Origin of the sequence: Rhizobium sp. Rhizsp82 (assembly GCF_047325115.1) — a bacterium.
Classification (GTDB): Bacteria; Pseudomonadota; Alphaproteobacteria; order Rhizobiales; family Rhizobiaceae; genus Rhizobium.
This window is the reverse complement of the sequence record NZ_CP168571.1, coordinates 1,072,593-1,085,867: the sequence shown is the minus strand read 5'-3', so window position 1 is coordinate 1,085,867 and position 13,275 is coordinate 1,072,593. Positions and strand designations below refer to the sequence as shown.

Here is a 13,275-nt window from a genome sequence, read left to right as displayed (position 1 = left end):
TCTGCAGCAGCTCTCTCGCTGTCTGTTGAGATGGAATATGGATTTTTCGTGTGATCCGATGAATGTTTCAGAAGTTCAATTTCTAGCGCGATCGTCTCATGGATATTCTCAGCCGCCTTATCGACCTTGCCGGGCTTCGCACCAGCCTGGACATCCGCTGCCGCCTCGAAGGCGCCTTCGAGATCGACCACGAACCGGCCGGCCGTGGCGTCATCCCGTTTCATGTGGTCCTGTCCGGCAACTGCCGCCTGCGGCTTCCCGACCGGCGGGTGGTTGAGCTGACCGCAGGGGATTTCCTCATGCTGCCGCGCGGCGAGGCGCATCTGATTGTCGGCCGGGAGGGCGGTGCCGGGCCGCGCCCGGTGCGGTTGACACATGACGGCATGCTGCCGGTGCGCGAGAACGGGGAGGGAGCGCCCGATGTGGATCTGCTTTGCGGGCATTTCGATTCGGCTACCGGGTCGTCGTCGCTGCTGCTCGATACCTTGCCCGATGTCTTTCATGCCTCGCTTGCCGGAGCGCAATCGGAGGAGACGCTGAAGCTGCTGGTCGGCATCCTGCGCGACGAGGCGATGCATCAGGAAGCCGGCGCGCTGACGATCGCGACGGCGATCTGCCTGGCGCTGCTGACGATGGCACTCAGAGCGCAGAATACGGCCGCGCTCGGCACCGCGGGTCTCCTGGCGCTGATCGCCAATCCGCGTTTCTCGCGGGCATTGAAGGCTGTGATCGCGAACCCGGCGGAGGATTGGACGATCGACCGGCTGGCCTCGCTCAGCGCCATGTCACGCGCCACCTATGCCAGACAGTTCAAGGAAACGTCGGGGATGACGGTGGCGGGCTTCGTGACCGATCTCAGGATGACGCTCGCCAGCGACCTGCTGATCCGCACCCGCCGAACAGTCGCCGATATCGCCGCCGAGGTCGGCTATGACTCGGAGGCGGCCTTCGGCAAGGCATTCAAGGCAAGGCGTGGAGTGCCGCCGGCGCGCTTCAGGCAGCAGATGGTCTGAAGCGCGCCGGGCTTTTCGTCAGGCGACGGCGCCGAACTGGGCGTTGTGCAAGCGGGAATAGGCGCCATTGCGGGCAAGAAGTTCGGCATGCGTGCCTTGCTCCTCGATGCCGCGGGGACCCATCACCACGATCCGGTCGGCGTTGCGGATGGTGGCCAGGCGGTGGGCGACGACGAGCGTCGTGCGTCCTTCCGACAGTTCCGAAAGCGCCTGCTGGATCGCATATTCCGTTGCCGTATCGAGCGCCGAGGTCGCCTCGTCGAGGATCAGGATCGGCGGGTTCTTCAGGAATATACGGGCGATTGCCAGGCGCTGCTTCTGGCCGCCCGAGAGCTTGACGCCACGCTCGCCGGTCGGCGTATCGAGACCCGCGGGAAGCGAACGGACGAACTCGTCGAGCGACGAGCGCCTGAGTGCTTCCATGATGTCCGCATCCGATGCGCCGAGACGGCCATAGGCGATATTCTCGCGGATGGTCGAGCCGAACAGGAAAACATCCTGCTGCACGATGCCGATCTGGCTGCGCAGCGAGGCCTGCGTCATGTCGCGGATATCGATGCCATCGATGGTGATGGCGCCCGATGTGACATCGTAGAAGCGCGGCAGTAGCGAGCAGATGGTCGTCTTGCCGGCGCCCGACGGACCGACGAAGGCGACGGTCTCGCCTGCAGAGATCGTCAGGTTCAGCTTGTCCAGCACCTTGCCGTGATCGGAATAGCCGAAGGAGACGTCCTTGTAGGCGATATCGCCGTGCAGCGACCTAACGGCGACGGCATCCGGACGGTCGGCGAGATCCGGCTCGGTGTCGATCAGCGAGATGAAGCGCTTAAAGCCGGCAATCCCCTTCGGATACATTTCGAGCACTGAGGTGATCTTGTCGATCGGGTGGAAGAAGACGTTGACGAGCAGCAGGAACCCGACGAAGCCGCCATAGGTCAGCTCGCCATTGACGACGTAGAAGGTGCCGGCAACCATGATGACCAGCTGCACCAGCCGGGTGCTGAGATAGCTGAGCGCAATACTCGCCGTCATATAGCGATAGGCGCTGAGCTTGGTCTCGCGGTAGCCTTCGTTATTGAGGGCGAAGAGCTCGCTCTCATAGCCTTCGTTGCCGAAGGCCTTGACGACGCGGATGCCGCCGACGCTTTCCTGAACGCGGGTGTTGAAGTCGCCGACCTTGCGGAAGAGGTTGCGCCAGGTGACCGTCATCTTGGCGCCGTAGCGGCTGACCAGCCAGGTCATGAACGGAACGATCGTCGTCGTCAGCAGCGCCAGCTTCCAATGCACCGTGAACATCAGGATGAAGGCGCCGATGAAGGTCATGATGGCGATGAACACGTCTTCGGGACCGTGATGGGCGACTTCGCCCACCTCTTCGAGATCCTTGGTGACGTGGGTGATCAGATGACCGGTCTTGTTGTTGTCGAAATAGCTGAATGACAGCTTCTGGATGTGGTCGAAGGCTTGGCGGCGCATGTCCGACTCGATCGAGATGCCGAGCGCATGACCCCAATAGTTGACCACAGCCATCAGGCCGGTGTTGACGGCATAGACAGCGAGCAGTGCAGCCGCGACGGCGGCGATCAGCCCCCAGTCACGGCCGGGAAGCAGCTCGTCGACGAAGAGTTTGACGGCAAGCGGAAAGCCGAGTTCCAGGAGGCCGGCAATGACGGCGCAGCCGAAATCAAGGAAAAACAAGCGCTTGTAACGCGCATAGTAGGAGAAGAAGCGACGAAACATGAGTGCCCTCCAGGGCAATATCTGTCAGGATCGTAGGATGGGAAGCGGGCCGAACAGACGAGCCCAATCGGCACCGCTGTTCAGCGTTGTGTTGTGCCGAGATTTCGCATCGTGACGATCCTCCTTCATGAGTCGCTGCAGGGACTTATAGTATGACAGCATCGCGCTGTCACTATAGATTGTGCTGAAAACAAGAAAGCCCGGCGAGGCTGCGCGCCGCCGGGCTCTGAGAATGCAAAGCGTCAGTGCCTCACTTCGGGGTAACGTCGAAGCCGAACCACTTTTCCGACAGCGTCTTGATCGTGCCGTCTGCCTTGGCGGCGGCGATTGCTTCGTTGAACATCGCCTTCAGTTCGGTGTCGTCCTTGCGCAGGCCGACCGAGCTGCCGCGACCGAGGAAGCCGCCCTGGAAGCGCGGACCGGTCGTCGTCATGTCCTCGTTGCCCGGCTTCTGCGAAGCGGTGGTGAGATAGGCCATCGAGGCCATCACCAAATCGACACGGCCGGCCTTGAGGTCGAGGTCATGTTCTTCGGTGGTCTTGTACTCGCGAACCTCGACGACGCCCTTCAGGTACTTGTCGACGAAGGCGGCGGCGGTGGAAGCGGTCTGCACACCGATGGTCTTGCCCTGCAGCGCCGGCTTGATCTTGTCGATCTCGGCGGCGGCACCAGCCTCGTCGCTGGCGAGCGAGAAGACCTGGCCCTTTTCAGGCAGGCCTGCCAGATCGCTTTCCTTCGAGGTGGCGAAAGCCTGGCCGGTGGAGCCGTAGGAATCGCTGAAGGCGATCACTTCCTCGCGCTTGGCGGTCGCCGACATGCCGGAGATGATGGCGTCGAACTTGCCGGCATTCAGGCCCGGGATCATGCCGTCGAAGTTCTGGACGACGACCTTGCACTCGACCTTCATGTGGGCGCACAGATACTTGGTGAGCTCGATCTCGTAGCCGTCAAGCGTGCCGTCCGGCTTGGTGAAGTTGTAAGGCTTGAACGCACCTTCGGTGGCGATCGTCACCGTCGTCCACTTCTTGTCGTCGGCATGGGCGATGCCTGCGGTAGCAATAACCGCCGTTGTGGCTGCTGCGGTCAGAACCCGCGAAAGAATTGTCATTTTAGCTCCCCTTTTCTTGGTTTGGGCTGAGAGATTATTTGCTGATGAACTGCCGGAAGCGTTCCGAGCGCGAATTGGCAAAGACGTCCTGCGGGCGGCCGTCTTCCTCGACGACGCCCTGATGCAGGAAGACGACGCGGCTGGAGACGTCGCGGGCAAAGCCCATCTCGTGGGTGACGACCAGCATCGTGCGGCCTTCTTCGGCGAGCGCGCGCATGACGCGCAGCACTTCGCCGACGAGTTCCGGGTCGAGCGCCGAGGTCGGCTCGTCGAACAGCATCACCTTCGGGCGCATGGCGAGCGCACGGGCAATCGCGGCGCGCTGCTGCTGGCCGCCGGAAAGGTGGGCCGGGTAGAAATTGCGCTTCTCTGCGATACCGACCTTGGCAAGCAGCGCCTCGGCTTCTTCGATGCATTCGGCGCGGTTGCGCCCCTGCACGTGAACGGGCGCCTCGATGACGTTTTCGAGCACGGTCTTATGGGACCAGAGATTAAAGCTCTGGAACACCATGCCGAGCTGCGAGCGTATGCGGTCGACCTGCTTGCGGTCGGCCGGACGGCTGCCGCCCTTGGCGTCGGGCAGCATGCGGATCGTTTCGCCGGCCACCGTCACTTCGCCGGAATTCGGCGTCTCCAGGAGATTGATGCAGCGCAGGAAGGTTGACTTGCCGGAGCCGGACGAGCCGAGGATCGAGACGACGTCGCCCTCGTGGGCATCGAGCGAAATGCCCTTCAGCACTTCGACATTGCCGAAGCTCTTGTGCAGGTTCTTGACGCTGAGAGCGGTTGCCGCGGTCATCGGGCGTCTCCTTCAAGTGCGGGTGCAGCTTTCACTGCCGGATGATAGGGAACGGGCTGGCGCAGATGCGGGCTCAGCCAGTATTCGACGAGATGGACGAGGCGGGTCAGCAGGAAGTTGATCGCCAGATAGATGGCTCCGGCAACGATGAAGACTTCGATCGCCCGGTAGGATTCCGAGATGATGCGGGCGGCGACGCCGGTGACTTCCATCAGCGTGATGATCGAGGCGAGCGAGGTGGCCTTGACCATCGAGATCATCTCGTTGCTGTAGCCGGGCAGGGCCTGGCGAACCGCGAGCGGCAGCACGATGCGGCGGAATTGCATCAGCCGTGGCATGCCGCAGGCGCGGGCCGCTTCGATCTGGCCGAAGGGAACCGAAAGCAGGCCGCCGCGGATGATTTCGCTGGCATAGGCGGCGGTATTCATGGTCAGCGCCAGCACGGCGCACCAATAGGGCTCGCGCAGAAACGGCCAGAAGATGCTGTGGCGGACGGCCGGGAATTGGCCGAGGCCGTAATAGAGCAGGAAGATCTGGACAAGCAGCGGCGTGCCGCGGAAGACGAAGACATAGCTTCGGGCGAACCACTCGAGCGCCTTGTTGCCGGAAAGGCGGCAGAGGGCGATGGCCAGCGCCAGGACGGCGCCGAGCGCAATCGAGGTGGCAGCAAGCTCGAGGGTCAGCGGAATGGCTGAAACCAGGCTGACGAAGGTCTCAAACAGAAATTGCCAGTCCATCAGCCTCTCCTCACGCCACGCGAAAAGTGCTTTTCGGCACGCCGCAGAAACAGGCCGGAGCCGGTGGAGATGACGAGGTAGATCGCCCCGGCGATAACGTAGAAATCGAAGGGCAGGCCGGTCGAGCCGGCGGCGATCTGCGTCTGGCGCAGCAACTCGGCGACGCCGGTGATGGAAACGAGGGCGGATTCCTTCAGGACGACCTGCCAGACGTTGCCGAGGCCGGGGAGCGCATGGCGCAGCGTCAACGGCGCGACGATGCGGCGGAAGCGCAGGGCGCGGCCCATGCCGCAGGCGATCGCCGCTTCGATTTCACCGGGATGGACCGCCTTGAAGGCGCCGCGGAAGACTTCGGTGAACTGGGCGCCGGAGGTGACGCCGACGGCGAGCGAACCGGCCAGAAAGCCCGGAAAACCGAGAAAGCCCTCGGCGCCGAACAGCTTGCCGATCGCGGTGACGGCAGCGCTGCCGCCGAAATAGAAGAGGTAGATGACGAGCAGATCCGGGATGCCGCGAAGGACTGTCGTATAGGTATCTGCCGCGATCTTCAGGCCGCGGCCACCCGATATTTTCGCCCATGCGCCGAAGGAACCGATCACGGCGCCGGTCGAATAGCCTGCGAGCGCGATCAGAACGGTCATCCACGCGCCTGCAAGCAGCGCCTTGCCCCATCCGTCGGGGCCGAAGCTGATAAGCTCGAGGATGCCCGGCTGGTTCATGATGCCTGCCTCTCGGGAAGCGGTGGCTGCACGTCGTCAGGGATCGGGTTGACGAAGGGCGTCCCATCGAGGCGGCCCTTCAGGTCCGCCTTGGCCGCCTCGATGAGATCGGGATTGCGGATCAGGTCGATGGCGGTGCTCGCCATCACCTTCGCCGCGTGTTCCGTGCCCTTGTGGGCAGCCGGAAGTTTGCCCTGGGCAACGAGCTGCCAGGAATGGCCGGGCGTGCCGATCGCATAGGTGGCGCCGCGCATCTGGACGGTCGGAACCACCCAGCTGACGCTGCCGACATCGGTGGAGCCGACGATGGAGCTGTCGCCGGCATAAAGCGGGAAGATTTCCTCGCAGAGCGGCTGGTCCTTCTTCGGCTTCAGGCCGAAGCGGGCATAGGAGGAGGCGATATCCTCGGGGCTCATCGTCGCCTGGAACTTGCGGGCCGTCTCGCGGTCGGCATCGTCGAAGACGGGCGCGCCGAGGCGCTGGAGATTGGCAAACATCAGGTCCTCGAGCGGCACGTTGCCGACGAGATTGGCGTCGCCGCTGATCACTTCGCTGCGCACCGTGGTCTCGGTCATCAGCGCAGCACCCTCGGCAACCTTCTTGACGCGGGCGACCAGCGACAGCAGTTCGGGGAGGTTGCGGGCGCGCACGAGGTAGCGCACCGTTGCCTTGGCCTGCACGACATTCGGAGCCGAGCCGCCGGTATCGGTCACGGCATAGTGGATGCGCGCGCTCGACGGCATATGCTCGCGCATATAGTTGACGCCGACATTCATCAGCTCGACGGCATCAAGCGCGCTGCGTCCGAGATGCGGGGTGGCGGAGGCATGCGAAGCGCGGCCGCTGAAATGGAAGTTCAGCTCGTTGCAGGCGAGCGAGACCGGATTGTTGACGCCGGCAAAGGCTGCCGGATGCCAGCAGATGGCGATATCGACGTCATCAAAGACGCCGGCGCGTACCATGAAGCCCTTCGACGAACCACCTTCTTCGGCCGGGCAGCCGTAATAGCGGATGCGGCCCTTCAGGCCGTTCTCGGCGAGGAAATCCTTGACGGCGGAAGCCGCCAGCATCGATCCGGCGCCGAGCATGTTGTGCCCGCAGCCATGGCCGTTGCCATTCGTGGAGGCTTCGCGCTTTTCCGCGAGGCCGGCAACCTGGCTCAGGCCGGGCAGGGCGTCGAATTCGCCGAGAATGGCAATGACCGGGCCGTCTTCGCCGGCTTCACCCATCACAGCCGTCGGCAGGCCGGCAATGCCGCGCTCGACCCTGAAGCCCTCGGCTTCCAGCTGGCGGGCATGCTCTTCGGCGGAGCGATACTCTTCGTAATTCGTCTCCGGCATATCCCAGATGCGATCGCTCAATGCGGCGAAAGCTTCGCTCTTGGCTTCGACGATGTCCCAGACGGCTTCGGTGTTTTTCATGGCTTTCAAAACGGCTTCGTTTCGCATAGTATCCAAAATTGGCGCCAATTTAGGTTACAAAAAATCTTTGCGCAATCCATGGGTATCAATAAATTTTGGACGAACTCAAACGGTTGCCACGCCTACAGAATTTGAAACAGGCGTGTTATCGGTGATGAAAAAGGGGATTGGAAATGGCTGACGTCGTGATCGAAGAAGAGCCGGAATCGGCCAGCGCGCGCGACGTGACGGACTTCATCCTGCAGGATATTCTGGCCGGCGTTCTCTTGCCCGGCACCTGGCTGAAGCAGATCGATCTCGAGCGCCGCTATAAGTGCACGCGCCCGGAAGTGCGCCGCGCGCTTGACCGTCTGGCGCAGAAGCGCCTTGTCGAGCATGTCCCAAACCGCGGCTACCACGTCTATGAGCCGGATGGCCGCCGCGCCCAGGAAGTCAGCGAAATCCGCATCATCCTGGAAACCGCGATCGCGGCAACGATCGTTTCGAACGCCGCGGCCGACGAGATCGCAAAGCTCACGAAGCTTGCCGATCACTTCGATCTGATGGTGCTGAACGGAACGATGCTGGAGCTCTACGAAGCCAATCTGGCCTTTCACCGCCAGCTGCTGACGCTCGGCGGCAATATCGAACTCGTCGACCTCATCACCGAGATCCGGCAGAGAACGTCTTCAGCACCAGTCTCGCAATGGCGCACGCGCGCCCGGGTCGAACAATCAGGCCGCGAGCATCATCAGATGATCGATGCGATCGCGGCCGGAAATGTCGAAAAGCTGAAGGAGTTGGTCCGCCAGCACATCCTGCAGCGTTGATGAAAGCGGGCCGGGAGCCTCGTCTCCCCCGGCCCGCACGGTCATGATCAGTTGGACTGCCAGCTCTTGACGAGCTCGTCGTAATTGACCGTGACCGGCTTTTCCTTCTCGTTCTCGATCTTCAGCTGCGGAGCGAGGTTGCCCTTGGCGACGGCATCCTTGTTCCAGTATTCGAGATCGTGCTCCTCGGCGAGCTTCGGTCCGATGTCACCCTGAACCTTGGCGCGTTCGAGGCGCTGCAGCACCTTTTCCTGCTCGGAGCAAAGCGAGTCCATGGCTTCCTGCGCGGTCTTTGCACCGGAAGAGGCGTCACCGACGGCCTGCCACCAGAGCTGTGCGAGCTTCGGATAGTCAGGAACGTTGGTGCCGGTCGGCGACCACTGGACGCGGGCGGGCGAGCGATAGAACTCGATCAGGCCGCCGAGCTTGGGAGCGCGCTCCGTGAAGCTCTTGTCGCGAATGGTCGACTCGCGGATGAAGGTGAGCCCGACATGGCTCTTCTTCACGTCCACGGTCTTCGACGTCACGAACTGCGCGTAGAGCCATGCGGCCTTGGCGCGGTCGTCAGGGGTCGACTTCATCAGCGTCCAGGAACCGACGTCCTGATAGCCGAGCTTCATGCCGTCCTTCCAGTAGACGCCGTGCGGTGAGGGCGCCATGCGCCATTTCGGCGTGCCGTCCTCGTTGACGACGGGCAGACCCGGCTTGACGGCATCAGCCGTGAAAGCCGTGTACCAGAAGATCTGCTGAGCCACTTCGCCCTGCGCCGGAACCGGGCCGGATTCGGAGAAGTTCATGCCCTGCGCTGCCGGCGGGGCATAGGCCTTCAACCAATCCAGATATTTCTGGATCGAGTAGACGGCGGCCGGGCCGTTGGTATCGCCGCCGCGAGCGACGCACGAGCCGACGGGACGGGAGTTCTCGTCGACCTTGATGCCCCATTCGTCGACCGGAAGGCCGTTCGGGAGGCCCTTGTCGCCGTTGCCGGCCATCGACAGCCAAGCGTCGGTGAAGCGCCAGCCGAGCGACGGGTCCTTCTTGCCGTAGTCCATGTGGCCGAAGACCTTCTTGCCGCCGATGTCGCGGCCGGTGAAGAATTCGGCGATATCCTCATAGGCCGACCAGTTGACCGGGACGCCGAGATCGTAGCCGTACTTCGCCTTGAAGTCGGCCTTGTTCTTCTCGTCGTTGAACCAGTCGTAGCGGAACCAATAGAGGTTCGCGAACTGCTGGTCGGGAAGCTGATAGAGCTTCTTGTCCGGCGCGGTCGTGAACTTGGTGCCGATGAAGTCGTCGATGTCGAGACCGGGATTGGTGACGTCCTTGCCTTCGTTCGCCATCCAGTCGGTTAGCGAACGGGCCTGCTGATAGCGCCAATGCGTGCCGATCAGATCCGAGTCGTTGACATAGGCGTCGTAGATGTTCTCGCCCGACTGCATCTGCGTCTGCAGCTTTTCGACGACATCGCCTTCGCCGATCAGGTCGTGGGTAATCTTGATGCCGGTGATCGCCGTGAAGGCGGGCGCCAGAACCTTGGATTCATATTCGTGGGTCGTCAGGGTTTCGGAAACGACCTTGATGTCCATCCCGGAGAAGGGCTTTGCAGCGTCGATGAACCACTGCATTTCCTTTTCCTGGTCGGCGCGCGGGAGCGACGATAGATCGCCGATCTCCTTGTCGAGGAAGGTCTTCGCCTCGTCCATGCCGGCATAGGCAGAGCCCGTCATTGCCAGCAAAATGCCTGCTGTCGTCGCTAGTAGATGCCGTCGCATAATATCCTCCCAGGGTTTGCGATTGCAGTCTTCACGTCTCAGGCGGCCAGTACCCCCGGCCATCTGTCTCACCTTGGCATCACACGTATCGGAACACGCCGATGGCGTAGATCACGGAGATGCCAAGAGCCCACCACAGGCCGGGTCCGACAAGACCCAGCCATGCCAGATGAATGAACGCTGCCCCGAGCAGCGAAATGAAGAGACGGTCGCCGCGCGTCGTCTCGAAGCGCAGCAGGCCGGTGCGCGGCGAGCCGCCGGGCACGAAATATTCCCAGACGCTCATGCCGACGAGCAGCATCAGGATCGTCAGGAAGAACAGCGCCGTCGGCAGCGTCCAGGCCATCCAGGAAAAGGTCATGGTCGTCTCCTCCTCAGACGCGGCCCAGGGCAAAGCCCTTGGCGATGTAGTTGCGGACGAAATAGATGACGAGGGCGCCGGGCACGATGGTCAGCACGCCGGCCGCAGCCAGCACGCCCCAGTCCATGCCCGCTGCCGAAACGGTGCGCGTCATGATCGCCGAGATCGGCTTGGCGGCCGTCGTCGTCAGCGTGCGGGCCAGCAGCAGCTCCACCCACGAGAACATGAAGCAGAAGAAGGCGGCGACGCCGACGCCGCTGGCAATCAGCGGCATGAAGATCTTCACGAAGAAGCGCGGGAAGGAATAGCCGTCGATATAGGCCGTCTCGTCGATTTCCTTCGGCACGCCGGACATGAAGCCTTCGAGGATCCAGACCGCCAGCGGCACGTTGAACAGGCAATGCGCCAGCGCCACCGCGATATGCGTGTCGATCAGCCCGAAGGCCGAATAGAGCTGGAAGAAGGGCAGCGCGAAGACCGCGGGCGGCGCCATGCGGTTGGTCAGAAGCCAGAAGAACAGATGCTTGTCGCCGAGGAATCGGTAGCGCGAGAAGGCATAGGCGGCAGGCAGGGCCGCCAGAACCGAAATCACCGTGTTCATAACGACATAAATGATCGAGTTGATATAGCCGTTATACCAGGACGGGTCGGTGAAGATGACCGTGTAGTTCGCGAGTGTCGGATTCTGCGGCCAGAGCGAAAAGGCGCCGGTGATCTCCGAATTCTCCTTGAAGCTCATGTTGACGAGCCAGTAGATCGGCAGCAGCAGGAAGACGATGTAAAGCGCCGAAACCACCCAGGAGAAGTTTCCGGCGGGCTTGTATTTCATTGTCTGAGCCATGGTCCTCTCCTTTCTCAGCTGTTGGCGTCGCTGCTGGTCATGACCGTGTAGAAGATCCATGACAGCAGCAGAATGATCAGGAAGTAGATGATCGACATCGCCGCAGCCGGGCCGAGATCGAACTGGCCGACTGCCATCTTCACGAGGTCGATCGACAGGAAGGTCGTCGAATTGCCGGGACCGCCGCCTGTAACGACAAAGGGTTCGGTGTAGATCATGAAGCTGTCCATGAAGCGCAGCAGTACGGCGATCAGCAGTACCCGTTTCATCTTCGGCAGCTGGATGTAGCGGAAGACGGACCAGCGCGAGGCGCCGTCGATCTTGGCGGCCTGGTAATAGGCATCCGGGATCGAGACGAGACCGGCATAGCAGAGCAGCACGACGAGGCTCGTCCAGTGCCAGACATCCATGACGATGACGGTGATCCAGGCATCGACGGGGTCACGGACGTAATTGTAATCGAGGCCGATCGCTTCCAGCGTATGGCCGAGCAGGCCGATATCGACGCGGCCGAAGACCTGCCAGATGGTGCCGACGACATTCCACGGAATGAGCAGCGGCAGCGACATCAACACGAGGCAGACGGGAACGCCCAGACCCTTCTTCGGCATGTTCAGCGCGATGAAGATGCCGAGCGGGATCTCGATCGCCAGGATGATCAGCGAGAAGGCGAGGTTCCGCTGCAGCGCTTCCCAGAAGCGGTCCGATTCCAGCGTCTGCACGAACCAGTCGGTGCCGGCCCAGAAGAACTCGTTGTTCCCGAACGTATCCTGCACCGAGTAGTTGACGACGGTCATCAGCGGGATGACGGCCGAGAAGGCGACGAGCACCAGCACCGGCAGAACCAGAAACCAGGCTTTGTTGTTCCAGGTCTTTTCCATGTTCAGCCCTCCCTGCCGACGCGCCAGGAATTGGCGTAGATGCTGATCGCCGCGGGATCGAAACGAACCCGCGCATCTTCAGGAATTTCCGCATCCTCCGGGACGACGATCGCCAGCGGCTGATCGGCGAAACGGGCGCGCACGATCTTCTGGCGGCCGATATCCTCGACCTTGGAGATCGAGACCGGCATGCCCTCGCGCCCGAGCCGGATGAACTCAGGGCGGATGCCGAGCTCGACCTTGGCTGCGCCTGACGTATTTGGCGCGTAGTCGAGGCTGATCGCTTCCTGCCCGACATTGACGACGTTTCCTGAGACCTTGGCGGGCATGACGTTCATACCGGGCGAACCGATGAAATAGCCGACGAATGTGTGGCTTGGCCGCTCGAAGAGCTCGGCCGGCGTGCCGATCTGCACGATCTCGCCGTCATACATGACGACGACCTTTTCGGCGAAGGTGAGCGCCTCCGTCTGGTCATGCGTGACATAGACCATGGTGAAGCCGAACTGCTTGTGCAGCCGCTTCAGCTGCGAGCGCAGCACCCATTTCATATGCGGGTCGATGACGGTCAACGGCTCGTCGAAGAGGATGGCGTTGACATCGTTGCGAACGAGGCCGCGGCCGAGCGAGATCTTCTGCTTCTGGTCGGCCGTCAGCCGCTGCGCCTTGCGCTTTGCCCAGTCGGAGAGGTCGATCATCTCGAGGATCTCGCGAACGCGCCTGTCGACTTCAGGCTCGGCGACGCCGCGGTTGCGCAGCGGGAAGGCCAGATTGTCGTAGACGGTCATCGTGTCGTAGATCACGGGAAACTGGAACACCTGCGCGATGTTGCGCGCCTGTGTCGAGAGATCGGTGACATCCTTGCCGTCGAACAGGATGCGGCCATGCGATGGCTGAAGAAGTCCTGATATGATGTTGAGAAGCGTGGTCTTTCCGCAGCCGGACGGGCCGAGTAGCGCATAGGCGCCACCATCGGCCCATTCGTGATCGACTTCCTTCAGCGAATAGTCCTTCTCCGACTGCGGATTGGGGCCGTAGGCGTGGCGGATATGGTCGAGCGTGATGCGTGCCATG

General features: G+C 62.1%; 14 protein-coding genes. 3 read left to right on the top strand and 11 right to left on the bottom strand.

Annotated features, from left to right (window positions below):
* The first annotated feature begins 98 nt into the window (after nucleotides 1-98).
* Nucleotides 99-1,013 (top strand): AraC family transcriptional regulator, encoded by a 915-nt coding sequence (locus ACEN84_RS29180; RefSeq protein ID WP_413711500.1) that lies wholly within the window; start codon nucleotides 99-101, stop codon nucleotides 1,011-1,013.
* A gap of 18 nt (nucleotides 1,014-1,031) precedes the next feature.
* Here the strand turns inward: ACEN84_RS29180 and ACEN84_RS29175 are convergent, their stop codons facing one another.
* The 6 genes from ACEN84_RS29175 to ACEN84_RS29150 all read right to left on the bottom strand — a co-directional run bounded on the left by ACEN84_RS29175 (nucleotide 1,032) and on the right by ACEN84_RS29150 (nucleotide 7,537).
* On the bottom strand, nucleotides 1,032-2,753 hold the full coding sequence (locus tag ACEN84_RS29175) for an ABC transporter ATP-binding protein (RefSeq protein WP_413711499.1): 1,722 nt from the start codon (nucleotides 2,751-2,753) through the stop codon (nucleotides 1,032-1,034).
* Nucleotides 2,754-3,003: 250 nt separating this feature from the next.
* Nucleotides 3,004-3,861 (bottom strand): transporter substrate-binding domain-containing protein, encoded by an 858-nt coding sequence (locus ACEN84_RS29170; protein WP_112711982.1) that lies wholly within the window; start codon nucleotides 3,859-3,861, stop codon nucleotides 3,004-3,006.
* Nucleotides 3,862-3,895: 34 nt separating this feature from the next.
* Nucleotides 3,896-4,660 carry an ABC transporter ATP-binding protein gene (locus tag ACEN84_RS29165; protein ID WP_413711498.1) on the bottom strand — a complete coding sequence of 255 codons (765 nt, stop codon included), beginning with the start codon at nucleotides 4,658-4,660 and terminating at the stop codon, nucleotides 3,896-3,898.
* Nucleotides 4,657-5,397 (bottom strand): ABC transporter permease, encoded by a 741-nt coding sequence (locus tag ACEN84_RS29160; protein ID WP_413711497.1) that lies wholly within the window; start codon nucleotides 5,395-5,397, stop codon nucleotides 4,657-4,659. The genes ACEN84_RS29165 and ACEN84_RS29160 overlap by 4 nt, the downstream gene beginning before the upstream one ends.
* Complete coding sequence (locus ACEN84_RS29155; RefSeq protein WP_130283832.1) at nucleotides 5,397-6,116, bottom strand: ABC transporter permease subunit; 720 nt, start codon at nucleotides 6,114-6,116, stop codon at nucleotides 5,397-5,399. Before ACEN84_RS29155 ends, ACEN84_RS29160 begins: the two co-directional genes overlap by 1 nt.
* Entirely contained in the window at nucleotides 6,113-7,537 is a 1,425-nt protein-coding gene (locus ACEN84_RS29150) for a M20 family metallopeptidase (protein WP_413711496.1), read from the bottom strand. The genes ACEN84_RS29155 and ACEN84_RS29150 overlap by 4 nt, the downstream gene beginning before the upstream one ends.
* On the opposite strand from ACEN84_RS29150, the gene ACEN84_RS29145 reads away from it, so the two are divergent.
* Nucleotides 7,536-7,718: a hypothetical protein gene (locus ACEN84_RS29145; RefSeq protein ID WP_413711495.1), complete on the top strand. Its 183-nt coding sequence runs from the start codon at nucleotides 7,536-7,538 to the stop codon at nucleotides 7,716-7,718. The two genes, ACEN84_RS29150 and ACEN84_RS29145, sit on opposite strands and share 2 nt — an antisense overlap.
* On the top strand, nucleotides 7,711-8,346 hold the full coding sequence (locus tag ACEN84_RS29140) for a GntR family transcriptional regulator (RefSeq protein WP_413711494.1): 636 nt from the start codon (nucleotides 7,711-7,713) through the stop codon (nucleotides 8,344-8,346). The genes ACEN84_RS29145 and ACEN84_RS29140 overlap by 8 nt, the downstream gene beginning before the upstream one ends.
* Before the next feature lie 47 nt (nucleotides 8,347-8,393).
* Here the strand turns inward: ACEN84_RS29140 and ACEN84_RS29135 are convergent, their stop codons facing one another.
* From ACEN84_RS29135 to ACEN84_RS29115, 5 genes are all read right to left on the bottom strand, one after another.
* The gene (locus tag ACEN84_RS29135; protein ID WP_413711493.1) at nucleotides 8,394-10,118 is read right to left on the bottom strand and encodes an ABC transporter substrate-binding protein; all 1,725 of its coding nucleotides are present in this window, start codon (nucleotides 10,116-10,118) and stop codon (nucleotides 8,394-8,396) included.
* Nucleotides 10,119-10,197: 79 nt separating this feature from the next.
* Nucleotides 10,198-10,479: a DUF2160 domain-containing protein gene (locus ACEN84_RS29130; RefSeq protein ID WP_112711968.1), complete on the bottom strand. Its 282-nt coding sequence runs from the start codon at nucleotides 10,477-10,479 to the stop codon at nucleotides 10,198-10,200.
* Between the two features lie 13 nt (nucleotides 10,480-10,492).
* Nucleotides 10,493-11,320, bottom strand: coding sequence for a carbohydrate ABC transporter permease (locus ACEN84_RS29125; protein ID WP_413711492.1), 828 nt, complete (start codon nucleotides 11,318-11,320; stop codon nucleotides 10,493-10,495).
* 14 nt (nucleotides 11,321-11,334) lie between these two features.
* Nucleotides 11,335-12,201, bottom strand: a complete 867-nt coding sequence (locus ACEN84_RS29120) for a carbohydrate ABC transporter permease (protein ID WP_112711964.1) — start codon at nucleotides 12,199-12,201, stop codon at nucleotides 11,335-11,337.
* Nucleotides 12,202-12,203: 2 nt separating this feature from the next.
* Nucleotides 12,204-13,274 (bottom strand): ABC transporter ATP-binding protein, encoded by a 1,071-nt coding sequence (locus ACEN84_RS29115; RefSeq protein ID WP_112711962.1) that lies wholly within the window; start codon nucleotides 13,272-13,274, stop codon nucleotides 12,204-12,206.
* Between the last annotated feature and the right edge of the window lies 1 nt (nucleotide 13,275).

What these genes read in the sequence shown, in the direction of transcription:
- ACEN84_RS29165 (WP_413711498.1), bottom strand. Translation starts at nt 4,660, where the DNA reads ATGACCGCGGCAACCGCTCTCAGCGTCAAGAACCTGCACAAGAGCTTC.
- ACEN84_RS29155 (WP_130283832.1), bottom strand. Translation starts at nt 6,116, where the DNA reads ATGAACCAGCCGGGCATCCTCGAGCTTATCAGCTTCGGCCCCGACGGA.
- ACEN84_RS29125 (WP_413711492.1), bottom strand. Translation starts at nt 11,320, where the DNA reads ATGGCTCAGACAATGAAATACAAGCCCGCCGGAAACTTCTCCTGGGTG.
- ACEN84_RS29175 (WP_413711499.1), bottom strand. Translation starts at nt 2,753, where the DNA reads ATGTTTCGTCGCTTCTTCTCCTACTATGCGCGTTACAAGCGCTTGTTT.
- ACEN84_RS29135 (WP_413711493.1), bottom strand. Translation starts at nt 10,118, where the DNA reads ATGCGACGGCATCTACTAGCGACGACAGCAGGCATTTTGCTGGCAATG.
- ACEN84_RS29160 (WP_413711497.1), bottom strand. Translation starts at nt 5,397, where the DNA reads ATGGACTGGCAATTTCTGTTTGAGACCTTCGTCAGCCTGGTTTCAGCC.
- ACEN84_RS29140 (WP_413711494.1), top strand. Translation starts at nt 7,711, where the DNA reads ATGGCTGACGTCGTGATCGAAGAAGAGCCGGAATCGGCCAGCGCGCGC.
- ACEN84_RS29120 (WP_112711964.1), bottom strand. Translation starts at nt 12,201, where the DNA reads ATGGAAAAGACCTGGAACAACAAAGCCTGGTTTCTGGTTCTGCCGGTG.
- ACEN84_RS29180 (WP_413711500.1), top strand. Translation starts at nt 99, where the DNA reads ATGGATATTCTCAGCCGCCTTATCGACCTTGCCGGGCTTCGCACCAGC.
- ACEN84_RS29145 (WP_413711495.1), top strand. Translation starts at nt 7,536, where the DNA reads ATGGCTTTCAAAACGGCTTCGTTTCGCATAGTATCCAAAATTGGCGCC.
- ACEN84_RS29115 (WP_112711962.1), bottom strand. Translation starts at nt 13,274, where the DNA reads ATGGCACGCATCACGCTCGACCATATCCGCCACGCCTACGGCCCCAAT.
- ACEN84_RS29170 (WP_112711982.1), bottom strand. Translation starts at nt 3,861, where the DNA reads ATGACAATTCTTTCGCGGGTTCTGACCGCAGCAGCCACAACGGCGGTT.
- ACEN84_RS29130 (WP_112711968.1), bottom strand. Translation starts at nt 10,479, where the DNA reads ATGACCTTTTCCTGGATGGCCTGGACGCTGCCGACGGCGCTGTTCTTC.
- ACEN84_RS29150 (WP_413711496.1), bottom strand. Translation starts at nt 7,537, where the DNA reads ATGAAAAACACCGAAGCCGTCTGGGACATCGTCGAAGCCAAGAGCGAA.